Here is a 22,350-nt window from a genome sequence, read left to right as displayed (position 1 = left end):
TGATGTGCCGGGACGTCGCCGCCGCTTACCTTCCTTCGCAAGCGAGGGAGGCCGCGATGAAGGCGATCGTGCAGGACAGATACGGGTCCGCGGACGTGTTGGAGCTGCGAGAGGTCGAACGGCCCGTGCCCGCGGCCGGCGAGGTGCTGGTGCGGGTGCGGGCGTCGTCGGTGAACGCCGCCGACTGGCACATCATGCGCGGCGACCCGTACTTCGCGCGGCTGTTCCTCGGGCTCAAGGGCCCGAAGACGCGGATCAGGGGGATGGACTTCGCGGGCGTGGTCGAGGAGACCGGCCCCGGGGTGGGCGGCATGGTGCAGGTCGGGGACGAGGTGTTCGGCGAGGTCGAGGGGTCTTTCGCCGAGTACGTCCGGGTGCCCGCGAACCTGGTGGCGCACAAGCCGTCCAACCTCACGTTCGAGCAGACGGCGACGCTGCCGCTGGCGGGCAACACCGCGTGGATGGGGTTGCGGGACCTTCAGGCGGGGCAGAAGGTGCTGATCAACGGCGCGTCCGGCGGGGTGGGGCTGATGGCGGTGCAGATCGCCAAGGCGCGCAAGGCGACCGTGACCGGTGTGTGCAGCACGCGCAACGTCGAGCAGGTGCGTTCGGTCGGGGCCGACCACGTCATCGACTACCGGACCACGGACTTCACCCGCACCGGGCAGCACTACGACGTGGTCTTCGACCTGGTGGGGAACAGGTCGATGGGGGAGTTGCGGGCGCTGCTCACCCCGGACGGCACGCTGGTGCTGTCCGGCGGTGGCAGCTTCAGCGGCGGGGCGTTGTTCGGCCCGTACCGGCTGATCATCCAAGGCAGGCTGCTCGCGTCGTTCTCCCGGCAGCGGCTCGTCGTGCTGGAGGCCAAGCCCAGCAAGGAGAATCTCGTCGCGTTGCGGGAGCTCGCCGAGTCGGGGCAGCTGGTGCCGGTGATCGAGCGGACCTACCCGCTGACCGACGCTCCGGACGCGATCCGGCACGTCGAGTCGGAGCACGCGCGGGCGAAGGTCGTCGTCACGGCCTGAGCGCCTATCGTTGGGGGTGGGGAGTCAGTTCTGGGCGAGGGGGAACCAGATGAAGTCCATCCCGGCGTTTCCGGACCGCATCGCGAAGATGAGCGACGGCGTGATCGCCACGGCGGACGCGTACGGCACGTGGCTGCGGTCGTTCTACGACGTCAGGGCGCGCTGGCACCGGCTGTTCTACCGGCTGAGCGGCACGCTGGTGATCCTCGTCGGTGCCGCGCTGCCGGTGCTGACGAGCCTCGACTACCCCGGCAAGGCCGTGACGATCTCGCTCGCGGGCGTGGCGGTCGCCGGGCTGACGGGGCTGCGCGCGTTCTACCGGTGGGACCAGTCTTGGATTCTGCTGCGCAACAGCGAGATGGCCGTCACCGCCGCCTACCTGGAGTGGAAGACCACGCCGGGCAACTTCCCCGCCGCCGAGGACGTGTCGCAGCGGGTGGTGCAGGAGAAGGCCGCGAGCGCGTTCATCGACAAGCTCGGCGACCTGAGGCAGCGGGAGGCGACGGTGTTCTTCAAGGACATGGCGTTCCCGGACCTCAACGGCGCCAAGACCTGACCGCTCAGCGGTAAATCCCTGGCTATTTCGGGAGCGGTGCGCCGACGATTCGCCCATGGTCGAGGTTCGAGTCAGCGGTGGAACGGTCCGGGGCGCTTCCGAGGCGGGGATGGCGGTGTTCCGCGGCATCCCGTTCGCCGCGCCACCGGTCGGGGCGGCACGTTTTGCCGCACCGCAGCCCGTGGTGGCATGGGACGGCGTGCGGGATGCGCTGGCGTTCGGGCCGCCGCCACCGCAGGCCGGCGTGTTCGGCATGGACGGCGTCGGCGTCGCCGGCGACGAGTGGCTGACCGTGAACGTCTGGTCGCCCGACATGGCCGGTGACCTGCCGGTGATGGTGTGGATCCAGGGCGGCGCCTACACGATCGGCATGTCCGGTCTGGCCGAGTACGACGGTGCGCGGCTGGCGGCCGACGGTGTCGTCGTGGTGACGTTCAACTACCGCGTCGGCATCGAGGGTTTCGCTCTCATCGAGGGTGCTCCGGCGAACCGCGGCCTGCTCGACCAGGTCGCCGCGCTGGAGTGGGTGAGCGCCAACATCCGGGCGTTCGGCGGTGATCCGGCGCGCGTGACGATCTTCGGTGAGTCGGCCGGCGGTGGTTCGGTGGCGGCGTTGATGGCGATGCCGCGCGCCAAGGGCCTGTTCCACCGTGCGATCGCGAGCAGCGTGCCGGGGGTGTTCTTCGCGCCGGACCTGGCCGCGGACATCGCCGTCGCGTGCGCGGCCGAGCTCGGGTTGCGCCCCACCGTCGCCGATCTGTCCACTGTGGAGCCGGAGATGCTGACGGTCGCGGGCGACGAGGTCATGGCCAAGATCGGCCAGTTCGCCCGGTGGGGGCAGGTCGCGCACAAGAACATCCCGTTCGCGCCCGTGGTGGACGGCGACGTCCTGCCGGTGACGCCGTGGGAGGCGTTGGAGTCGGGTGCGGGACGCGATGTCGAGCTGATCGCCGGGCACACGCGCGACGAACAGCGGCTGCTCACCGCGTTGGAGGGGATGCTCGGCCAGGTCACCGCGGACCAGGCCGCGTGGGCGTTGGAGGTGTTCGCGCCCGGCCTGACCTATCCGCAACTGGCGCCTGAGGAACTGTTCGAGGTGGTGTGCTCGGACTGGCTGTTCCGCATGCCGTCGCTGCACCTCGCGGAGGCCCAGGTCGCGGGCGGCGGTCGCGCGCACGTCTTCGAGGTGACGTGGGCGCCGGCCGGCCCGCTCGGGGCGTGTCACGGGCTGGACGTTCCGCTGGTGTTCGGCAACCTCGGAGTCGGAGGGACCGCGGCGATCCTGGGCGACGTCACGGCGGAGACCGAGGAGGTGTCGGCGCGGATGCGGACGGCGTGGAGCGGGTTCGCGATCCACGGCGATCCCTGGCCGGCGTACGACGCGACGAACCGGCTCACGCGAGTGTTCGGAGTGGAGGACGAGGTGACCGCCTACCCGGAGGAGGTCTCGCGGATGATCTGGCGGGCCCACGCTTTCCGCCAGATTTCGCTCGATCCGCAACACTGATCTTGCGTTGGGTGTTGGCTGGCCGTCATGAGCTCATTCGCCGTAGAGGTGGAGAACCTCGTGGATGCCGCGAAGGTCATGGAGACGCACATCGCGGGCTCGTTCGAGTCGGTGCACCACTGGATCAAGGGTGCCACCGAGAAGGAGAACGACGCCTTCTACAGCGGTGACGGGCAGGGCGGCCGTCACCTGTACGACCAGGTGGGCGACGAGTGGCGGGTGACGGCCGACTTCATGAACCGCATCGCCGTGGACAACGCGGAGACGATGCGCCTGGCCGCGGAGGCGTTGCGGGAGATCGCGCAGCGCTACCGGGAAGCGGACGGCCAGGCATGAGCTACACGATCGACGTCGACGTCGAGAACGACGCCGAGTGGCTCTCGACCATGAACGAGCTGGGCCCGGCGTGCATGCAGCTGCTGGCCGTCTGGGCGGACATGGAGGGGGAGGAGGACCAGCTCCCCAACTACCTGCCCCGGATGGAGGAGATCTTCCGCTGCTTCTCGTCCGGCTCGCAGCACCCCGCCAACGAGATCGCGGACGCGATGCGTGACGGCCGTGACCTCATGGACGCCGTGCTGCACAAGCACATCAAGGACGTCGGGACGAACGTCCGGCACTGGCACGGCGCTGCGGCGGACCAGTTCCTGGTGTACCTGAACTCCATGTCGCTCGCCGTCAAGGAGTACCAGGACGCGCTGGAGGCGCTCAACCTCCTGGTGGAGGCCTACCGCAGTCTGGTGGTGTCGATGCGCAAGGACGTGTCGGCCATGGTGCAGCGGGTGTTCGCGGCGCTGGAGGCGGAGCAGCAGTCCCAGGACAAGATCGGCCTGGCGGTGGCGGGCGCGTTCGTCGCGGTGATCGGCACGGTCGTGACCGGCGGCACGGCCACCGGGCTGGTGGTCGCGGCGCTGAGCGGCGGGATCGGCATCCAGATCGAGCAGATGGGTGCCTCCGACAACTTCCACGTCGTGGCGAGCATGGTCGACCAGGGCGAGGACATCGTCCACGGCGTGAACCAGGCCCGCGCGAAGATCGAGAAGGGTTTCCGCGCCGTGACCGAGGCGCTCGTCGGCTCGAAGCTCGACGTGGTGCGCCCCGCCCGCCCGGAGATCATCACCGCCCCCAGCTTCGACCCGAAGGACTTCGCGCTGGAGGAGGAGTACCAGCGCGGGCACGATGTTCCCGCCGCGGGAGGTCCCCTGGTGGAGGCGCCGCCCGCGAAGAAGGGCCCGGACAGCGACATCGACGAGGAGACCGGCCTCGACGTCTACCCGGAGCAGGTGAAGCGATGACCTCACCACGTGACCTCGCCGCGCAGGGCTCTTTCCTGCTGGAGAAGGCGAAACGCCGCCGGGACACGCTGCTGGCCGCGCAGCGCCAGTCGACGTCGGAGACCGGCGAAGCGTCCTCTTCGGACGGTCTGGTGCGGGCACGGGTCGACGCGGGCGGCATGCTCACCGGACTCTTCCTCGCGCCCGGCGTCCGTCAGCTGGATCCGCGCGAACTGGCCGCGTTGATCACCTCGGTGACCCAGCAGGCGGCCGCGGCGCCTCGTGCCGCGATCCGGCGGACCTACGAGCAGCTGCACAACGAGGGCCTGGTCAAGCAGATGCCCGCGCTGCTGCCGGAACCCGTGGTCGCCCCGCCGGTGTCGCGCCCGCGCCGTCCGGAACCCGTCGAGGACGAGCCGGACCGGCCGGTCCTGCGCGACCAGGGCTGGTAGGGCTCGGGAATACCTGCTCCCGGACGGCGTTGTACGCGCCGGAAGGGAGGTTCGATGAACAACGAATTCTCGGTGCACGACAGCACCGGTTTCAACAGCTACCAGCCGGGCGGTGAGGTGGCCGCAGATCGCTGGGCGACGGTGAGGCACCTGTTCGACGCGGACTACGTCGAGACTCCCGCCGACAAGTGGGAGCGCGCACAACTGCTGTTCGAGTCCCGCGACTACATCAAGGCCGCGGAACTGCTGGCGTCCGTCGCCGGCGAGGTGCCGTTCCAGACGGACCTCTGCCTGCTGCTGGCCCGCGCCTACTACCACTCGGCGCAGCTGGGCAAGGCCGAGGCGCAGCTCCGCGTGATCGTGGACCGCGACCCGGTCGAGCACTACGCCCACCTGCTGCTCGGGCGCACCCTGGAGCGGCAGGGACGGCCTGAGGAGGCCGCGCCCTGGCTCCGCCTCGCCGCCGCGTTCGGTGGCGAACTAGCCGACGTCTAGCTTGGCGAACGTGCGCAACAGGCCCGGTGCGGCCCGGCTGGCCAGCCGGGCCGCCTTGGCCTCGGCCGTCACCGGCACCACGGGCTTGTTGCGGCGCACCGCGCGCACGATCTGGGTGGCCACGCCCTCCGGGCCGAAGCCGCGCCGGGCGTAGATCCGGGACGCGCGGTCCTGCTTGCGGCGTTCCTCCTCGGAGCTGACGCCGGAGAACGTCGTGGTCGCGGTGATGTTCGTGTTCACCAGTCCCGGGCAGATCGCGCTGACGCCGATGGCGTGCGGCGCGAGTTCGGCCCGCAGGCAGTCCGAGAGCATGAACACCGCCGCCTTGCTGGTGGCGTACGCGGAGAGGATCTTCGACGGCAGATAGGCGGCCGCCGAGGACAGGTTCACGATGTGGCCGCCCTCTCCGCGTTCCGTCATCAGCTCACCGAACGCCCGGCAGCCGTGCACGACGCCCCACAGGTTGACGTCCAGCACCCGCTGCCACTGCTCGGTCGAGGTCGACATGAACGACCCGGAGTGGCCGATACCGGCGTTGTTCACGACAACATCGGGCACGCCGTGCTCGTCCGCGACCTGCCGCGCCCAGGCACGTACCGCCTCCTCGGAGCGCACGTCGACCTCGTAGGCGTGGCCGTCGATCATGCCCGCGGTCTCCTTGGCGGCCGTGAAGTCCACATCGGACACCACGACCTTCGCGCCGGTCCTGGCGAACGCCACCGCCGTCGCCCGGCCGATGCCGCTGCCACCGCCGGTGATCACGACGAGCTCGCGCGGAGGAGTGGAGCCGGTGACGAACTCGCTGATCATCCGGGCGAGCGGTGCCGGGTGGCTCAGCGGTGCCCAGTGCCCGGCCGCGATCTTCCGGCGCGTCAGTGACGGCACCCAGCGTTCGAGATCGAGCGGCTCGGTGCGGATGTAGCGGTCGCGGGTCGGCTGGATCACCTGCACGGGCATGGGCGCGAGACGGTGCCGCGGCGAGCGCATGACCTGCCGGATGTTGGCCCGGTACAACGAGATCCCGCGCACCGCGTCCGATGTGATCGTGCGCGCGGGCTTGACCTTCACGCCCTCCAGCCGGTGCAGCACGCCTGCCCAGCGCGGACCCAGGTAGAGCCGCCAGAACAGCGGCGCGAGCACCGGCAGGTGGAACGCGCCGATGTACCAGGACCGGACGAACTGCTTGATGTGAGCGATCGACAACCCTTTCCGCGACCAGTGCCCCATGTGGTCGAGACACGGCCCGGAGATCGAGGTGAACGTGGCGATCCGCGCGCCGGGCGTGGTCACGGCCTCCCAGGACTGGATCGAGCCCCAGTCGTGGCCGACCAGGTGCACCGGCTCGTCCGGGCTGACCGCGTCGATCACCGCGAACAGGTCGGCGGCCAGCCGCTCGAGCCGGTAACCGTCCTCAGTGGACGGTGGCGTCGACTCGCCCGCACCGCGCACGTCGTAGGTGACGACGCGGAAGTCCTTCTCCAGCAACGCGGCCACCCGGTCCCAGACCTCGTGCGTGTCCGGATACCCGTGCACCAGGACCACGGTCGGCCCGGACGTGCCGCGCACCTGCACGGCGAGTTCGACTTCCCCGGAACGCACCTTCACAGCTCCTCCAAGACGAGTCGATCCCCGGTTGGCCTGTCCACGCAGATCCGCACACCGCCGACGTCGCACGTGCCGCAGAACCCCTGCCGGCACGAGTACGCGACCGACGGCCGGAAGTCCCTGATCACGTCGAGCGCCGACCGGTCGGCCGGCACGTCCAGGGATACCCCGCTGCGGCGCAGTTCGACCGTGAACGGCCGCCCGTCGACGATCGGCGGCGGGCTGAAGCGTTCGAAGTGCAGCCAGCGCGACGAGAACTCTGCCCGCACCTGGTCGAGCATCGACGCAGGCCCGCAGCAGTACACCGCGCCACGGGGTGAGGCGTCGCCGAGCAACGCCCCGCCCCGGCCGATCCGCACATCGACATGGCCGACGGGCAACTCGTCCAGGAACGGCATCGCCGCCATCGACCGCCCGCAGTACACGAGCCGCCAGTCGAGGCCCGCCCGCGCGGCCGCGTGCACCATCGGCAGGATCGCGGTGATCCCGATGCCGCCCGCCACGAACACGACGGGCCCGAGCCCGGCGAACGGGAAGGCGTTGCGCGGCCCGCGCACCTGGATCCGGTCGCCCACCCGCAACGCCTGCACCTCGCGCGACCCGGCGCCGACCTCGCGCACCGCGATCCGGTAGGTGTCCTCGCCTGGATCACCGCACAGCGAGTACTGGCGGCGCAGCCCGGACGGCAGGTGCAGGTCGAGGTGACACCCCGGCTGCCAGGCGGGCAGCGCCGGACCTCCGAGCCGGAGGCTCACCACCCCGTCCGCGACCTGTGAGCGTTCGACAACGTTGAGCCACAACGCATCCCGTGCGACGCCAGGCCGTGCCCGCCCGCCGAACCGGGTGACCGCGGCGTCGTAGAGGCTGCCGAACCGAGTGAGGCCGCTCAGCATCGAACCGCCTCTCCGCGTGGCGTGAGGTGGGCGGCGCCGGTCGAGTCACGGCACATCAGTGGGCCTCGCGAGCGGCGGGAGAGGAGGCGAGGTACGCGATCGCCTGCGCCGTCGACCCTTCCTGCTTAGGGTGGTAGGCCGGGTGGAAGTACCGCAGGAACGCCCGGAAGATCTCCGACAGCCTCGGCAGCAACCCGCGCCGGGAAGCCCGCATGAACTCGCGCCAGGTCAGCCGCACTCGTGTGCTCTTGTCCGCGTGCACCATGAACCGCGCTCCGCGCACCCACAGCCAGAACAGCACCGGCGCGACCAGCAACATCGTGCGCGCCCGCCGCACGTACCGGCGGTCGAGGTGACACATCAGGTCGTACGCGACGCTGCGGTGCTCGACCTCCTCGGCCGCGTGCCAGCGCAACAGGTCCAGCATCACCGGGTGGATGCCGGCCTTGTCGAGCGCGTCCGCGTTCAGCATCCAGTCGCCGAGGTAGGCCGTGAAGTGCTCGATGGCGGCGACGATCGCGACCCGTTCGAGCAGCTGGTCCCGCGCCTGCTCCTCGCTCAGCCCCGGCCTGGGCGCGAGGATCCGCTGGAACACGTGCTCCATCTGCCGCGTGAACGGCCGCGGGTCCAGCCCGTTGGCCAGCAGGTGGTCCAGGACCTCGCTGTGCGCCTCGGCGTGCATGGCCTCCTGCCCGATGAACCCGAGCACGTCCTCGCGCAACGTGTCGTCGGAGATCAGCGGCACGGCCTGCTGGAACGTCCGCACGAACCACCGCTCGCCCTCGGGCAGCAGCAGGTGCAGGACGTTCATGACGTGTGTCGTCACCGGCTCGTCCGGGACCCAGTGCATCGGCAGGGTCGACCAGTCGAACTGCACGTCACGCGGCTGCAGAACGAGGTTGTCCGGCTCCATCGCAGTACCTCCGCCAATTACTACGCCAGCGTAGCTTTGTGAAAGCTACGCCACCGTAGCAATATGGTCCCGTGAACACAACGCGTCGCAAGTACGCCCGCCGCCTGCCACCCGAGCAGCGCCGCGAGCAGCTGCTGGACGCCGCACTGAGCCTCATCCCGGCCGGCTTCGACACCGTGACGATGGAGTCAGTCGCCAAAGAAGCCCAGGTCACCAAGCCCGTGCTCTACGACCTGTTCGCGAACCGCAGCGAGCTCATCAGCGCGCTACTCGACCGCGAGGCGGGCCGCGCCACCGAACAGGTCATCGCCGCCCTGCCCACCGACTTCGCGACGCGGTCCCCGGACGACGCCTTCGCCGACGCCGTCCGCGTCTTCGTGAACGCCGTCATGGAGGCCCCCGACCGCTGGCGCCTGGTGTTGCTCCCGCCCGAGGGCACCCCTCACGAGTTCCGCGCTCAGGTAGAGCTGGTGAGAGCGGGCGTCCTGGCCCAGATCGAGGACCTGGCCGCGCTGGGCCTCAAGGAACTGGGCCGCCTCGACGACCTCGACTCGGCCCTGCTCGGCCACGCGATGCTGGCCCTGGCCGAGATGTCGGGCCGCCTGGTGCTCACCGACCCGGAGAAGTTCACGCCGGACCGGCTGGCGGCCTTCGTGACCCGGATCGCCCACGGCCTGCGCTGAGCACCGACCGCAGGTAGAGCAACGCCTCCCGGTCGTCCATCCCGGACGCCTCCGTGGTGAGCCCCTGGACCAGCCGCTCCGCCGCCATGGCGCCGAAGTCGCCGGCGTGCTTCAAATACCCGAGCACCCGCGCCGCCTCCACGGGCATGGTCCCGCGGGCGATCGCGATGAACTCGACCGCGACCACACTCGCCGCCACCACGTTGCCGGTCTCCAGCAACTCGTCGACGTGCGCCCCGAGCAACTCGAACGCCTCATCGAGCTCCCCACGCCGAAACGCCCGCCGCGCCTCGGTGGTCTTGTTGGCAGACAACGTCCCCGGCGGCAACTCGATGTCCGCCGCCTCGTCGAAGAACACGTCAGGCACACGCCCCTGGAACATCGCGCTGTACCCGAGCGTCTGCAACGCCCAGTGCGCCAACGTCGGCGGCCCGCACTCCCGAAACCGCCCGGCCAGCACCGCGACCACCCGGTCGACGTGCCCGAACTGCCCGGCCCCCAGCAACGTGCCCGCAGGCATCATCTCCAGGAACGCCCGGAGATGCGGCTCCTCCACCGACGCCACCGCCTCCGGCAGACACGCCGCGAGCTCCGCGCCGTCGCCGGTCGCGTAGGCCCGTGCGTACCGGCTCAGCGGATGGTCAGGCACCTCCGGCAACCCGGCCGAACTGGACCCCTGAACGTTCCGCTCAGCTACCCACACCAGCCAGAACGCCGCCAACCCGGCCTCGCGCCCGCCAAAACTGTCAGACCCACTCGCTATTGTTGAATTTGGGGGTACCCGGCCAGGGTCGTGTGTGTGGTGTGACCGCACGGCATGCACGGCGCGCGGTTCGTGCAGGGCGCGGGGCTCGTTTGCGGCGTGCGGCTCGTGCAAGGCGTGCGGTTCGTGTGCGGCGCGCGGCTCGTGCAACGCGTGCGGCTCATGCATGGCGCGCGGTTCGTGCATGGCGCGCGGTTCGTGTGCGGCGCGCGGTTCGTGCAAGGCGTGTGGCTCGTGTGCGGCGCGCGGTTCGTGCAACGCGTGCGGCTCATGCATGGCGCGCGGTTCGTGCATGGCGTGCGGCTCGTGCAAGGCGCGCAGCTCGTGCACGCCGTACGGCTCGCGCACGGCGTGTACGAGCCGCTCACCCCAGTCGCCGATCTCACGCCGCCCCCGCAGTGGCAGCTCAGTCACCACCGGGCGGATCAGCGCGTCCACCATCCGCACGTCTCCGGAGTCGAAGGCCCACGTGACCGCCGCCCGCAGGTTCGGCCACAACTCCGCGAGCCGCCCCACGCCCTCGATCTCGCCGTGCCCACCCAGCAACTCGCCGACGCGAGCAACCTCTCGCAAACACCACGAGCCGTGCGCGGACATCGCCGAAGTACGGTCACGCAGCAGTGAAGAAGCAAACTGCCGCAACGGTTCCAACATCCTGAACCGCCGTCCGAACGGTCCATCGTGGACCGCCACCATCGACCGTTCGACCAGGTCCCCGAGCAGATGATCCTCCGCCACCGCACCGAGATCGAACGGCGCCGCGAACACCGAAAGCCGGCAGAACAACTCCTGCTCAGCCGGGGACAACAGGTCGTACGACCACTGGATCGCCGCCCGCACGGTTCGATGACGTGACGAACCGGTCCGTCTCGCCCCGATGTCCAACCGGGTCAGCAACTCGGCAGGCCGATGACTCCGCACCCGCGCCGCCGCCAGCTCAATGGCCAGCGGAATCCCGTCCAGCAACCGGCAGAGCTCCTCCACCGAACCGTCGCCCGAATATGAGGGATCAGCAGCGCGCGCACGAACGTCGAACAGCTCAACGCTCGCCGCCACGTCCAACGGTTCCACGACGACGACTCGCTCGTCGGCCACCGAAAGTCGTTCCCGCGAAGTAGCCAGAACCTGCACCGAAGCACACACTGCGGAAGCAAAAGCGGCTGCGCCATCCAGCACGTGTTCGCAGTTGTCCAGCACCAGCAACGAAGGTCGTGCCGCGACCACCGCCTGCGCCACGGAAATCCCAGGCCGCTCAACGATTCCCAACGCATCCGCGACCGCGCGCGACACATCGGCGGACGACGTGATCTCCGCCAGCGACACGAACGTCCCGCCCAGCTCCGAAGCCAGCCGCGTCTTGCCGATCCCACCCGGCCCGACCAACGTGACCACCGCGGCCAGCCGCAACGCCTCCGCCACGCGGTCAAGATCGGCATCACGGCCGATCAGCACGGGCCCGGGAACAGGCGCGTGAGCGAGCACCTGCTGTTCGGCGGCACGCAACGCAGGCCCCGGCTCCACCCCGAGCTCGTCCACGAGGTGCTGCCGAACCCGTTGGTACACGGCGAGAGCGTCGGCCTGCCGACCGGTCCGATAGAGCGCCGTCATCAACAGCGCCGCCGGCCCTTCACGAGTCGGATGCTCCGACACGAACGACGACAGCTCACCGACAACAGCCTCAGGCTCGGCCATCACGCGCCGCGAGAAGTCCTTCTCGACCGCACCCAGCCACTCCTCAACGAGCCCGGCAACGGTCGCGTCCAGCCCCGGCGCCTCCAGACCCGCCAACGGCACGCCGCCCCACGCCTCGACAGCCGCAGAAGCGTCCCCGGCACGCACGTGCTCAAGAAACCGCGAAACATCCGTGGGCACATCGAGCCGATAGGCGGCACCGACCCGTGCGATCGCATCAGCACCAAGAGACTTGCGCAGCTGCGCGACGTGCCACTGCAACGCCTTCGGAGCGGTGGCAGGTGGAGCGTCACTCCATACGAGGTCGATCAGCCGCGACACCGGCAGCGGCACACCCGGCGAGAGCGCGAGGGCCGCCAGCACGACCTGCGACCTCGGCGAACCGATGTCGACCGGCTCGCCGTCGTCGGTGGTGGCGCGGACACCACCGAGCAAACCGATGCGCACCGGCGAATTCTCACACACCGCACGCACACCAGCCGCACACCGCAGTCAGCCAACCTCTGCGCCATGACAGCACGTGTTGTTGGTTCCCTCTTCATCACCGCCACCGCCGCAGGGGTGATCAGCGCCGCCACTCAAGGCACGACCAGAGGCGTGATGGTGTTCGTCATGGCCGTGGCCATCGCGTTCATCGCGTCGACGTTGTTCCCGATCCTCAAACCGCACGGCGAGGGCATGGCGATGGGCTACGTCGTCGCCAGAACACTCGAGGTCGTCTTCCTGATGTCGGCCGTGGCACCGATTGCGCACGTTCACATCGACGAGCTCTGGGGCCACGCCAGCGCGATCTACTTCTGCGTCAGCGTGGCGCTCCTGAACGTCCTGCTGTTCAGATCAGCGCTCGTGCCGAGATGGATCTCGGTGTGGGCGCTGATCGCCGTGGTGCCCTACCTGGCCGGTGCCGTGCTCGTGCTGCTCGGCGTGCTCTCGCAACCGCAGGCCGGCGCGCTCTTCGTCCCGTTGGCGCTCAACGAGATGGTGCTGGCCGTCTGGCTGTTGGTGAAGGGGTTCAGCCCCGCCTCGTCCGGACGTGCGTGAGCAGTGCCAGCCCGGTCGGGTCGTGGCCGACGGACACGTCGCAGCCCGGAAGCAACGCGCGCACGGCGGGCTCGTCGCGTTCGATCACCGACCAGTCCATCAGGTACTCCAGCGACCACCGGAACGGGTTCCCGGACGTGATGCTGGAGAAGTAGAACGTGCCGCCAGGACGGCAGAGCCTGGTCAGCACGGCCTCGGTCAGCCGCACGGCCGCGCGGTCGTTGAGGTAGTCGTACAGGCCGTTGACGAGCACGAGGTCGAACGGGCCGAGCTCGGCGAGCTTCGGGAGCGCGCGGAACACGTTGCCGGAGACCGAGGTCGTGACGTCGTTGAGCGGTCCCAGCCGCTTCTCGGCCAGCTCCAGCGCGTCCGGGTCCACGTCGGTGAGCACGAACCGGTCGCCGGGCCGCACGATGCCGGGCGGGATGAGCCGCACGTCGGGGGCGGCGCCGGCGGCGATCACCAGGATCGACCGAGGGCCGTTGCGCGGCGCGGTGAGGGTGTCGCTGATCAGCCGGGCCTGGTGCATCACCCGGTTGCGCTGCTGCTGGGTGATCGCCGAGTTCTGCAGGTTCGTCTCGACGTGCCAGCCGAGCGTGCCCGGCGCGGCCTCGTTGGCCTGCGCCATCACGTGCTCCACCAGCTTGAAGTCGCTGGGGTAGCCGCGCGCCCACTCGTTCTCGTCGCGCATGAAGGGTGAGCGTGAACACGCCGACCGCGCGGGCTGGACGATGGCGGCGATGTCCTCGTCCGGGATGCCCGCGGCCACACTGGCGCCGATCTGCGTGCCGAGCGTGCGCAACCGGCCTCCGACCAGCATGTGCGCCGACGGGTCGGTGAGGTTGAACTCCCTCTCACTGCGCAGGAAGCCGTCAACGGCGTCGCTGAGCCGGTGCAGGGCGTCTGTGGTGTGCGGGAGCACGGTCATCGAACACTTCCTCGGTGCGGCAACGGTTCGAGAGCTTGTCAGGCGCGGACGCTGATCAACAGAGTCTTTCGGGTAATACGGAGCCGACCCTGCTCCGGTTCGCGTTCAGCGACCCGCGGCGATGGCGTCCGCGATCGCCTGGTGGCCTGCCGGCGTGGGGTGCACGTCGGTCTCCTCGCAGAAGTAGGTGAGCGTGCACACCTCGGCGACCGAGACCGGGATCTGGCCGTACTTCGGGTCCTCGGTCAGCTCGGTCAGCGCCCCGTAGCCGCCGGTCGTGCCGGTGACGTCGATGAACTTCGCGCCGAACTTCGCGTACTCCGCCGCGATCTCGCCGTTGAAGTCCTCGTACAACGTGACCGACGTGCGCGCGAGGTCCTCGCCGTTCGGGAGCGAGGGGTTCACCCACGCGCCGAGGAACACGTCCGGGTAGCCCAGCCCGACGATCCGCACGTCCGGCGCCACCTCGCGGATCCTGGTGAGCGCGGTGGCGATGTTGATCCTGGTGTCGGTGATCGTCGAGGTCGCGCACTCGATCGGGTCCTGGGCCACCGCGCACGGTTCCAGCAGGTCGTTGCTGCCGATCACCATCGTGACCAGGTCGACCTGACCGGTGCGCAACGTGTCGACGGTGACGTCGACCTGGGTCCTGTCGCCCGCCTCCGGTTCGCACGCCTGCGAGGAGAGCAGGTCGGCCGAGGTGGCGCCGTTGCAGGCGACGTTGACCAGTTCGAGGCCGGACTGCCTGGCGACGATCTGGGCGAAGCTCTCGCCGGTGCCGTTCGGTCCGAGCCCGGTGGCGTAGGAGTCGCCGAGCGACACGTACAGCCGTTGTCCGGTCGGAGCGGTGCTGGTCGAAGGGGGCGCACACGCGGAACACGAGGCCACCAGCAACGTCAGCGCAGAGGTCAGGACCAGCGAGAACCTCTGCACACCTGCTCCTCGTCCCTGCGCGAACCGACGTGCCGAGGGTACGAGATCGCCCGTGAGGCCGTCGTGATCAACGACCCGCGGCGGTGACGGCCTCCGCGATCGCCTGATGACCGGCGGGCGTGGGGTGCACGTCGGTGCGGTCGCAGAAGTGTGTGAGCGTGCACACCTTGGCCACGGAAGCCGGGATCTGGCCGTACTTCGGGTCCTGGGTCAGCTCGGTCAGCGCGCCGTAGCCGCCGGTCGAGTTCGTGACGTCCGCGAACTTCGCGCCGAACCTGCCGTACTGGGCCGCGATCTTGGTGTTGAAGTCCTGGAACATCGTGACCGACAGCCGGGCGAGGTTCTTGCCGTTGGGGAACGACGGGTTCACCCACGCGCCGAGGAACACGTCCGGGTAGGTCAGCCCGACGATCTTCACGTCCGGCGCGGCCTCCCGCAGTTCGGTGAGCGTGCCCGCGACGTTGGTCTGGATGTCGGCGACGGTCCTGGTCGCGCACTCCAGGGGCTCCTGCGACAGCGCGCACGGCGCCAGGTCGTTGCCGCCGATCACCACCGTGACCAGGCCCGCCTTCTTGCCGCGCAACGCCTCCACGGCGGCGTCGAGCTGGGTCTTGCCGCCGGCGTCGGGCCCGCAGGCGGGCTTGGAGGCGAGATCGGCGGACGTGGCGCCGTTGCAGGCCAGGTTGATCAGCTTGAGGCCGGACTGCTTCGCGACGATCTGCGCGAAGCTCTCGCCGGTGCCGTTCGGTCCGAAGCCCGTCGCGTAGGAGTCGCCGATCGACACGTAGACCTGCTCGGCCGGCGGCGGGGCACTGCTGCTGGGCGCGGGCACCGGGGTGTTCGCGGGCGGCGTCGAGGTGCACGCCGTCAGCGTTACGAGCAACGCCGCGACCAGGGCAAACCTCGGCACACCCGACTCCTGTCCTTCGGAAGCTGATGTGCCGAGGCTACGGAACCGCCCGTGTGGGGCCTGTCAGCGGAAGCCGCGCAACCGCAGGCTGTTGCTCACCACGAACACCGACGAGAACGCCATCGCCGCGCCCGCGATCATGGGGTTGAGCAGGCCCAACGCCGCCAACGGCAGTGCGGCGACGTTGTACGCGAACGCCCAGAACAGGTTGCCCTTGATCGTTGTGAGCGTGCGCCGGGCCAGCCTGATCGCGTCCACGGCCGCCCGCAGGTCGCCGCGCACCAGCGTGAGGTCGCTGGCCTCGATCGCGACGTCCGTTCCGGTGCCCATGGCCAGACCCAGGTCGGCCTGGGCGAGCGCGGCGGCGTCGTTCACACCGTCGCCGATCATCGCCACGACCCGCCCTTCGTCCTGAAGGCGTTTCACGACGTCGACCTTGTCGGCCGGTAGCACCTCGGCGATGACCTCGTCGATGCCGACCTCGGCGGCCACGGCCTCCGCCGCCGCCCTGTTGTCGCCGGTCAGCAGCACCGGGCGCAGCCCGAGCCTGCGAAGGCCTTCGACGGCTTCCTTAGACGTCGGTTTCACCGTGTCCGCGACGACCAGCACGCCGCGGGCCTTGCCGTCCCACGCGACCAGGACCGCCGTGCGTCCCTGCCGTTCGGCCGTTTCCTTGGCCTCGGTGAGGTGTACGTCGAGCTTGACGCTCCAGTCGTTCAGCAGGCGTTCCCGGCCGACGAGCACCGCGTGAGCGTTCACAACCCCTTGCACGCCAAGGCCTTCGACGTTCTGGAAGTCCTCGACGGCGGGCCACATGCAGGTAGGGGTGTCAAGCGGGCGAAAAGCGTGCCCGCTTGACACCCCTACCTGCATGCAGCAAGAGCTGTGGTGCGACTCGTGACGGGACCTCACCGCCCTGACCGCTTGGTAAGGACGGCTCGCCTTCGGCTTCGCGGGTGGTTGGGTGTGCTGTCAGGATCGCGTAAAGATCACCCGGTCGTGCTGAGCGTCAGGTCGGGTGCGCGGTTATCTTGCGGGCACCAGGCGGTTTAGGGGGTTGCTCGTGGCTGATCAGCAGATTTCCGACGCGTCGGCCCGGGGGAAACTCGCGCACGATGGTGTTCGGCTGGCTGTGATCGTCGGGGCGCTCGGTGTTGTGTTCGGCGACATCGGTACCAGTCCGATCTACACGATCCAGACGGTGTTCAACCCCGCTGATCCGCATCCGATGCCGGTGAGCGAGGACAACGTGTTTGGCGTTGTTTCGCTGATCTTCTGGTCGGTCATGATCATCGTGACCATCACCTACGTGTTGCTGGCGATGCGTGTCCACAACGATGGTGAGGGCGGCATCATGGCCCTCATCACCTTGTTGCGTCGGTGGAAGGCCAAGCAGGGGCGGAAGGCGGCGGCGACGCTGGCCGCGCTAGGGGTGTTCGGCGCTGCGTTGTTCTTTGGCGACAGCATGATCACGCCGGCCATTTCCGTGTTGTCCGCTGTGGAGGGGTTGAAGGTCGTCGAGCCCGAGTTGGAGCGGTTCGTCGTGCCGATCACTGCCGTGATCATCGTTGGGCTCTTTCTGGTGCAGCGCCGGGGGAGTGGGGTGGTCGGGCGGTTCTTCGGGCCGGTGATGATCCTGTGGTTCACCGTGATCGGGGTGGCCGGGATCGTGGGGATCGCCAGTCATCCGGAGATCCTCAAGGCGTTGTCGCCGACGTATGCGTTCGGGTTCTTGTTCGGGCACTTCGACATCGCGTTCTTCGCGTTGGCCGCGGTGGTGCTGGCGGTGACCGGTGCTGAGGCGCTGTACGCGGACATGGGGCACTTTGGGCGGCCTGCGATCGCGCGTGGGTGGTTGTTTCTCGTTTTTCCGGCTTGCGTGCTCAGTTACATGGGGCAGGGGGCGTTGATTCTCGACGACCCGGCCAACGTCAGCGGGCCGTTCTTCCTGCTGGTGCCTGAGTGGGCGCGGTGGCCGATGGTCGTGCTGGCCACGGCGGCTACCGTGATCGCGTCGCAGGCTGTGATCACTGGCGCCTACTCGGTGGCGTCGCAGGCCGCGCAGCTCGGGTATCTGCCTCGGTTGCGCATCGCTCACACTTCCGAGTCGACCATCGGGCAGATCTACGTGCCGTGGATCAACTGGATGTTGATGATCTCGGTGTTGACGTTGGTGTTCGCGTTTCAGACGTCGGCGGCGCTGGCGTTCGCGTTCGGCATGGCCGTTACCGGGACCATCACGATCACCACGGCGCTGTTCCTGTTCATCGCTCGGCTGAGGTTTGGTGCGCCTGCCTGGGCGATTGGGCTTGGCTGTGTCGTTTTGCTGGGTGTGGACCTGCTGTTTCTTGCTGCCAACATGACGAAGTTGCTGCACGGCGCGTGGCTGCCGTTGTTGATCGGGCTGACCGCGTTCACCGTCATGACCACCTGGCAGCGGGGGCGGGCGATCGTCACGAAGGCCCGCCGGGATGCTGAAGGGTCGTTGCAGGCGTTTGTCGAGGAGCTCCACGAGCAACGGCCTACGCGGGTGCCGGGGTGTGCTGTTTTCCTCAACCGCGGCAAGGAGACCGCGCCGCTGGCCTTGCGGGCGAACGTCGAGCACAACCACGTGCTGCACGAGCGCGTGGTGATCGTGTCCATCGAGACCGAACCTGTGCCGCGGGTGCCGCTGGACCGGCGCGTCCAGGTCGACGAGCTCGGGTACGCCGACGACGGGATCGTTCATGTGAGCGCTCGCTTCGGGTACATGGAGGCGCCGGACGTGCCTGCGGCGCTCGCGTTGCTGGACCCGGTGCAGACCGAAGGGGCGCTGGATCTTGACCAGGCGCGGTACTTCCTGTCGAAGATCGAGCTTCAGCGCGGGCCGCAGCGCACCATGGCCGGTTGGCGCAAGCGGTTGTTCGTGGCGACGTCGTACATCACGGCCGACGCGGCCGAGCACTTCGGATTGCCCCGAGAGCGAACAGTGATCATGGGCGCGCACATCGATGTTTAGGTAGAGCCATGACGGACCCCTACCTGAACCTGGAACCCACGGCCGAGCGTCCTGTCGTCGTGCTGGTCGCGGGGATTCCCGGGGCGGGCAAGAGCACGCTCGCGGAGTCGCTGGCCCGTCGTCTGCGCACGCCGATCTTCTCCATGGACTGGGTGCTGGGGTCGCTGGTGCTCGCCCGCGCGGTCACGGACGAGAACGTTGACGAGGTGGTTGATCTGCAGTTGCGCGCTGCCGTGGCCCGGCACGTCCAGCTGGGGATCGACGTGATCGTGGACGCGACCGGGCACACCCGCGAGGAGCGCGGTCAGTGGCGTGAGCTCACCGAACGGCTCGGGGGCGTGTTCGTCGGCGTCGAGTGCGTCTGCTCGGACGAAGTCCTGCATCGAGAACGGGTCGAGGGGCGGGACCGGGGGATTCCTGGTTGGCACGCAACGGTTCCGTGGAAGCACGTCCAGCGCATGCGTGGCCTGTGGGAGTCGTGGGAGGACGACCACCTGGTGCTCGACTCGGCCGTCGAGACCCCGGACAGCTCGCTGGAACGCGTCCTGGAGATGGTGCGGGGCCTGCGGTCAACAGGGGAGACCGCAGACCCCGTGATTCTGGGCCGTTAAGCGCTTTCCGCCGCGGCCGCCCGTCCTGCGGCGCGGCCGGAGAACAGGCAGCCACCGAGGAACGTGCCTTCCAGCGCGCGGTAGCCGTGCACGCCGCCACCGCCGAACCCGGCGACCTCGCCCGCCGCGTACAGGCCGCCGACCGGCTGGCCGTTCGAGCCGAGCACCCGGCCCTGAAGGTCCGTCTGCAGGCCGCCCAGCGTCTTGCGGGTCAGGATGTTCATCCTGATCGCGATCAGCGGGCCGGAGCCGGCGTCGAGGAGCTTGTGCAACCCGGCCGTGCGGGCGAGGCTGTCTCCGCTGTAGGCCAGGGAGTTGCGGATCCCCATCACCTGGACGTCCTTGGAGAACGGGTTGTCCGTCTGCTGGTCGCGGATGGTGATCTGCCGGCGCAGGTCGTCGAGGTTGATCAGGTTCTGCCCGGTCAGCGCGTTCATCCCGGCCACCAGGTCCGGCAGGTTGTTCTTGATGACGAAGTCGACGCCCTTGTCCATGAACGCCTTCACCGGCGGCGGCGTGCTGTTCAGCAGCCGCATCGCGAGGTAGGCGATCAGGTTCTTGGCGGTGATCTCCGGGTTCTGCTCGGATCCGGAGAGCACGAACTCCTTGTCGATGATCTTCTTGTTGAGCACGAACCACGAGTAGTCGTAGCCGGACTTGCCGATCAGCTCCAGCGTGCCGAGCGTGTCCAGCGACGGGATGCCGGGGTTGGGGAAGCGTTTGCCCCGCGCGTCGAGCCACAGCGACGACGGCGCGGCCAGCACGCGGATGCCGTGGTCCGGCCAGATAGGCGTGTGGTTGATCATGCCCTCGGTGTAGTGCCACATGCGGTCGCGGTTCACGATCCGGCCGCCGGCGAGCTCTGTGATCGCCAACATGCGGCCGTCGACGTGCGCGGGAACGCCGGTGACGAGCCGCCGCGGGGCAGGGCCGAGGCGAGCGGGCCAGTTGCGGCGCACCAGGTCGTGGTTCGCACCGATGCCGCCCGACGTGACGACCACCATCGGTGCGTACAGCTCGAAGTCGCCGACCTTGGTGCGGGAGCTGGGTGTGCCGCGCGCGGCGCTGCTGGGTTCGAGGACGGTGCCGCGCACGCCCGTCACGGCGCCGTTGCTGACGATCAGTCCGTCGACCTGGTGGCGGAACTTGAAGGTGACCTTGCCGTCCCGGACGGCGTCGCGGACCTTCTTCTCGAACGGCTCCATCACGCCGGGCCCGGTGCCCAGCGTCATGTGGAAGCGCGGCACCGAGTTGCCGGGCCCGTCCGCGAGCTGGCCACCGCGTTCGGCCCAGCCGACGATCGGCACCCAGCGCACGCCCAGGCCGTACAGCCAGTCGCGCTTCTCCCCGGCGGCGAAGTTCAGGTAGGCCTCCGCCCACTTCGCCGCCCAGTAGTCCTCGCCCAGGGGATCGCTCACACCGCGGTCGAACCCGGCGGTGTTGAACCAGTCGGCGCGGGCCAGTTCCAGCGAGTCCTTGATGCCGGCGGTCCGCTGCTCGGCGGAGTTGACGAAGAAGAGGCCGCCGAGCGACCAGAACGCCTGTCCACCCAGGCTGGCCTCGGGTTCCTGGTCCAGCAGCAGGACCTTGCGGCCCGCCGCGGCCAGCTCGGAGGTCGCGACGAGACCGGCCAGGCCGTGCCCGATGACGATCACGTCCGCGTCGACTCTCGGCGCCGCCCCGGCGACGGCCTGCCCCAGGGTCCCGCTCGCGGCGATCGCGCCGATCGCGCCGCTCGCGGCCAGCAGGTTGCGGCGGCTGATGTTCCGGTCTGACATCCCGGGCCTTCCTCGTTGAAGGGTGGTGCCAACGCGAATTACTCTCGCGTAAAGCAACTAACCAGTAACCGGAGAGCGGGGGATAGGGGCCCGCCACCAAACGGCGACGGCTGTGTTGTGGCCGTCACACAACGTGGTGTTTGGGAGCCGATGTGCCGGGTATGTCCGCGATGGTCCGCCGGGTGCTCGAAGCCGTCGCCGCCGACGAGAAGGTGGTCGAACGGGTCGTCGACGCCGCCCGTGGCAACTCACCGGAGGTAGCCAGGCTGCCCGCGGAGGAGAACCGCAGGCACATCGCTTTCCTGCTGGCCGAAGGGATCTCGCACCTCGAACGCGGCGGTTCGGCCGACGACGGCGACTTCTCCGCCGCGTTGTCGCTGGGCGCTGATCGCGCCGCTCAGGGCGTGTCGATGGCGGGGCTGCTGCGCGGGGTGCACGCCGGGCGCACCGAGTTGATCAGGGCGAGCGTCGAGCTCGCGCGGTCGCTGGGGGTCGCGGACGGCACGATCCTGGACTTCATGATCGACCTCGACCACTACGTCGGCGCGGTCGAGCGGCACATCATCAGCGGCTATCACACCGCCGAGCTTCAACTGTCCCGCACGGCCCGGGATCTGAATGCCCAAGTGCTGCGACGGTTGCTGGTGTCCGGTGAGTTCCCGGACGCCTCCGAACTCGCTCGCACCGGCCTGCGTCCCGATGGTCGCTATCACTGCGTGGTGTCCGGGGTGACCGACCCGAGTCACGCGCGCACGTTGGAACAACGGCTGCACACCTTCGGAGGCGTGTACGGGCTGGTCGAGGGGCGGCTCGCGGGACTCACGCACGTGCCGCCGTCGTGGTCGGACGACCTGCTCGTGGTGTCACCGGCGACCGCGCTGAAGTCGTTGCGGGGCACGTACTCCCTGTGCACGCGGGCGCTGGCCGCAGCCGGAGCCGCTCTGGGAGTGCGGCTGCTGACCGATCTCGCTGGTGAGACCGCTCTCGCGGCGGTCCCGGCGCTGGCGGACACGCTCGCCGACTCGCTGCTCGGCCAGCTGGATCCGAAGAGCACGTTCCACCACGAGATGGTGGTGACGGCGTTGTGCTACCTGGACAACGGCGGCCGGCTCAGCGCGACGGCCTCGGCGTTGCACATCCACGCGAACACCGTGCGGTACCGGCTCGACCGGCTGGTGGAACTGACTGGTGCCGATCTCGGCGAGAACCCGGATGCGGGACGTTCACACGTGCTGACGACGCTGCACACCTGGTGGGCGCTGCGGTCGTGGATCGACCGCAGCGCCCGGTGAG

Annotated in this window: 20 protein-coding genes and 1 pseudogene; 12 read left to right on the top strand and 9 right to left on the bottom strand. The window is 69.2% G+C overall.

The window, feature by feature from the left end; all coding sequences use genetic code 11:
• Positions 1–56: 56 nt before the first annotated feature.
• From BM417_RS10345 to BM417_RS10315, 7 genes are read left to right on the top strand one after another with little or no spacing between them, the layout of a single operon-like run.
• The gene (locus BM417_RS10345) at positions 57–1,025 is read left to right on the top strand and encodes an NAD(P)-dependent alcohol dehydrogenase (RefSeq protein ID WP_093591116.1); all 969 of its coding nucleotides are present in this window, start codon (positions 57–59) and stop codon (positions 1,023–1,025) included.
• A 49-nt stretch (positions 1,026–1,074) separates the two neighbouring features.
• Positions 1,075–1,581 (top strand): DUF4231 domain-containing protein, encoded by a 507-nt coding sequence (locus tag BM417_RS10340; protein WP_093590533.1) that lies wholly within the window; start codon positions 1,075–1,077, stop codon positions 1,579–1,581.
• Positions 1,582–1,636: 55 nt separating this feature from the next.
• A complete protein-coding gene (locus BM417_RS10335) occupies positions 1,637–3,088 on the top strand; it encodes a carboxylesterase/lipase family protein (RefSeq protein ID WP_093590530.1) in 1,452 nt (483 codons plus the stop codon).
• A 27-nt stretch (positions 3,089–3,115) separates the two neighbouring features.
• Entirely contained in the window at positions 3,116–3,424 is a 309-nt protein-coding gene (locus BM417_RS10330; RefSeq protein ID WP_143138584.1) for a hypothetical protein, read from the top strand.
• Positions 3,421–4,383 carry a hypothetical protein gene (locus BM417_RS10325; RefSeq protein WP_093590524.1) on the top strand — a complete coding sequence of 321 codons (963 nt, stop codon included), beginning with the start codon at positions 3,421–3,423 and terminating at the stop codon, positions 4,381–4,383. Before BM417_RS10330 ends, BM417_RS10325 begins: the two co-directional genes overlap by 4 nt.
• Entirely contained in the window at positions 4,380–4,814 is a 435-nt protein-coding gene (locus tag BM417_RS10320; protein WP_093590521.1) for a YbaB/EbfC family nucleoid-associated protein, read from the top strand. Before BM417_RS10325 ends, BM417_RS10320 begins: the two co-directional genes overlap by 4 nt.
• A gap of 54 nt (positions 4,815–4,868) precedes the next feature.
• Positions 4,869–5,309, top strand: coding sequence for a tetratricopeptide repeat protein (locus BM417_RS10315; protein WP_093590518.1), 441 nt, complete (start codon positions 4,869–4,871; stop codon positions 5,307–5,309).
• On the opposite strand, the gene BM417_RS10310 is transcribed toward BM417_RS10315, so the two are convergent.
• Genes BM417_RS10310 through BM417_RS10300 form a run of 3 tightly spaced genes read right to left on the bottom strand, consistent with a single transcriptional unit; the run spans position 5,295 to position 8,720 of the window.
• Entirely contained in the window at positions 5,295–6,908 is a 1,614-nt protein-coding gene (locus BM417_RS10310; RefSeq protein ID WP_245821819.1) for an SDR family oxidoreductase, read from the bottom strand. The two genes, BM417_RS10315 and BM417_RS10310, sit on opposite strands and share 15 nt — an antisense overlap.
• Before the next feature lie 2 nt (positions 6,909–6,910).
• Positions 6,911–7,807, bottom strand: coding sequence for a PDR/VanB family oxidoreductase (locus tag BM417_RS10305; protein WP_093590515.1), 897 nt, complete (start codon positions 7,805–7,807; stop codon positions 6,911–6,913).
• A 55-nt stretch (positions 7,808–7,862) separates the two neighbouring features.
• A complete protein-coding gene (locus tag BM417_RS10300) occupies positions 7,863–8,720 on the bottom strand; it encodes a metal-dependent hydrolase (RefSeq protein WP_093590512.1) in 858 nt (285 codons plus the stop codon).
• 71 nt (positions 8,721–8,791) lie between these two features.
• On the opposite strand from BM417_RS10300, the gene BM417_RS10295 reads away from it, so the two are divergent.
• Positions 8,792–9,403 (top strand): TetR/AcrR family transcriptional regulator, encoded by a 612-nt coding sequence (locus BM417_RS10295; protein WP_093590509.1) that lies wholly within the window; start codon positions 8,792–8,794, stop codon positions 9,401–9,403.
• On the opposite strand, the gene BM417_RS10290 is transcribed toward BM417_RS10295, so the two are convergent.
• The gene (locus tag BM417_RS10290) at positions 9,348–12,305 is read right to left on the bottom strand and encodes a BTAD domain-containing putative transcriptional regulator (protein ID WP_143138583.1); all 2,958 of its coding nucleotides are present in this window, start codon (positions 12,303–12,305) and stop codon (positions 9,348–9,350) included. The two genes, BM417_RS10295 and BM417_RS10290, sit on opposite strands and share 56 nt — an antisense overlap.
• A gap of 63 nt (positions 12,306–12,368) precedes the next feature.
• Here BM417_RS10290 and BM417_RS10285 point away from each other — a divergent pair, with 63 nt between their 5' ends.
• Positions 12,369–12,899 (top strand): DUF4386 domain-containing protein, encoded by a 531-nt coding sequence (locus BM417_RS10285; RefSeq protein ID WP_093590504.1) that lies wholly within the window; start codon positions 12,369–12,371, stop codon positions 12,897–12,899.
• Here the strand turns inward: BM417_RS10285 and BM417_RS10280 are convergent.
• The 4 genes and pseudogenes from BM417_RS10280 to BM417_RS10265 form a co-directional block, all read right to left on the bottom strand.
• Positions 12,871–13,827 carry a class I SAM-dependent methyltransferase gene (locus tag BM417_RS10280; RefSeq protein ID WP_093590501.1) on the bottom strand — a complete coding sequence of 319 codons (957 nt, stop codon included), beginning with the start codon at positions 13,825–13,827 and terminating at the stop codon, positions 12,871–12,873. The genes BM417_RS10285 and BM417_RS10280 overlap by 29 nt on opposite strands.
• A 105-nt stretch (positions 13,828–13,932) precedes the next feature.
• Positions 13,933–14,760 (bottom strand): SGNH/GDSL hydrolase family protein, encoded by an 828-nt coding sequence (locus tag BM417_RS10275; protein WP_177320361.1) that lies wholly within the window; start codon positions 14,758–14,760, stop codon positions 13,933–13,935.
• 67 nt (positions 14,761–14,827) lie between these two features.
• The gene (locus BM417_RS10270) at positions 14,828–15,670 is read right to left on the bottom strand and encodes an SGNH/GDSL hydrolase family protein (protein ID WP_093590495.1); all 843 of its coding nucleotides are present in this window, start codon (positions 15,668–15,670) and stop codon (positions 14,828–14,830) included.
• Positions 15,671–15,733: 63 nt separating this feature from the next.
• Positions 15,734–16,480 (bottom strand): annotated as a pseudogene (locus tag BM417_RS10265) (HAD-IC family P-type ATPase); the annotation flags it as partial.
• 253 nt (positions 16,481–16,733) lie between these two features.
• On the opposite strand from BM417_RS10265, the gene BM417_RS10260 reads away from it, so the two are divergent.
• Positions 16,734–18,668, top strand: coding sequence for a potassium transporter Kup (locus BM417_RS10260; protein ID WP_245821818.1), 1,935 nt, complete (start codon positions 16,734–16,736; stop codon positions 18,666–18,668).
• 8 nt (positions 18,669–18,676) lie between these two features.
• Positions 18,677–19,279, top strand: coding sequence for an AAA family ATPase (locus BM417_RS10255; protein WP_093590492.1), 603 nt, complete (start codon positions 18,677–18,679; stop codon positions 19,277–19,279).
• Here BM417_RS10255 and BM417_RS10250 read toward each other — a convergent pair.
• A complete protein-coding gene (locus BM417_RS10250; protein WP_093590489.1) occupies positions 19,276–21,057 on the bottom strand; it encodes an FAD-binding dehydrogenase in 1,782 nt (593 codons plus the stop codon). The two genes, BM417_RS10255 and BM417_RS10250, sit on opposite strands and share 4 nt — an antisense overlap.
• 161 nt (positions 21,058–21,218) lie before the next feature.
• Between BM417_RS10250 and BM417_RS10245 the strand changes: the two genes are divergently transcribed.
• A complete protein-coding gene (locus BM417_RS10245) occupies positions 21,219–22,349 on the top strand; it encodes a helix-turn-helix domain-containing protein (RefSeq protein ID WP_093590486.1) in 1,131 nt (376 codons plus the stop codon).
• Position 22,350 lies beyond the last annotated feature (1 nt).

It is taken from the genome of Lentzea waywayandensis (assembly GCF_900115955.1).
GTDB classification, from domain to species: Bacteria; Actinomycetota; Actinomycetes; order Mycobacteriales; family Pseudonocardiaceae; genus Lentzea; species Lentzea waywayandensis.
The sequence above is the reverse complement of the archived record's forward strand: the minus strand, read 5'-3'. Positions and strand labels throughout refer to the sequence as shown.

Coding starts and splice junctions, on each gene's coding strand:
- BM417_RS10305 (WP_093590515.1), bottom strand. CDS start 7,807: ATGCTGAGCGGCCTCACTCGGTTCGGCAGCCTCTACGACGCCGCGGTC.
- BM417_RS10325 (WP_093590524.1), top strand. CDS start 3,421: ATGAGCTACACGATCGACGTCGACGTCGAGAACGACGCCGAGTGGCTC.
- BM417_RS10285 (WP_093590504.1), top strand. CDS start 12,369: ATGACAGCACGTGTTGTTGGTTCCCTCTTCATCACCGCCACCGCCGCA.
- BM417_RS10340 (WP_093590533.1), top strand. CDS start 1,075: ATGAAGTCCATCCCGGCGTTTCCGGACCGCATCGCGAAGATGAGCGAC.
- BM417_RS10330 (WP_143138584.1), top strand. CDS start 3,116: ATGAGCTCATTCGCCGTAGAGGTGGAGAACCTCGTGGATGCCGCGAAG.
- BM417_RS10255 (WP_093590492.1), top strand. CDS start 18,677: ATGACGGACCCCTACCTGAACCTGGAACCCACGGCCGAGCGTCCTGTC.
- BM417_RS10280 (WP_093590501.1), bottom strand. CDS start 13,827: ATGACCGTGCTCCCGCACACCACAGACGCCCTGCACCGGCTCAGCGAC.
- BM417_RS10315 (WP_093590518.1), top strand. CDS start 4,869: ATGAACAACGAATTCTCGGTGCACGACAGCACCGGTTTCAACAGCTAC.
- BM417_RS10245 (WP_093590486.1), top strand. CDS start 21,219: ATGTCCGCGATGGTCCGCCGGGTGCTCGAAGCCGTCGCCGCCGACGAG.
- BM417_RS10345 (WP_093591116.1), top strand. CDS start 57: ATGAAGGCGATCGTGCAGGACAGATACGGGTCCGCGGACGTGTTGGAG.
- BM417_RS10320 (WP_093590521.1), top strand. CDS start 4,380: ATGACCTCACCACGTGACCTCGCCGCGCAGGGCTCTTTCCTGCTGGAG.
- BM417_RS10335 (WP_093590530.1), top strand. CDS start 1,637: ATGGTCGAGGTTCGAGTCAGCGGTGGAACGGTCCGGGGCGCTTCCGAG.
- BM417_RS10250 (WP_093590489.1), bottom strand. CDS start 21,057: ATGTCAGACCGGAACATCAGCCGCCGCAACCTGCTGGCCGCGAGCGGC.
- BM417_RS10300 (WP_093590512.1), bottom strand. CDS start 8,720: ATGGAGCCGGACAACCTCGTTCTGCAGCCGCGTGACGTGCAGTTCGAC.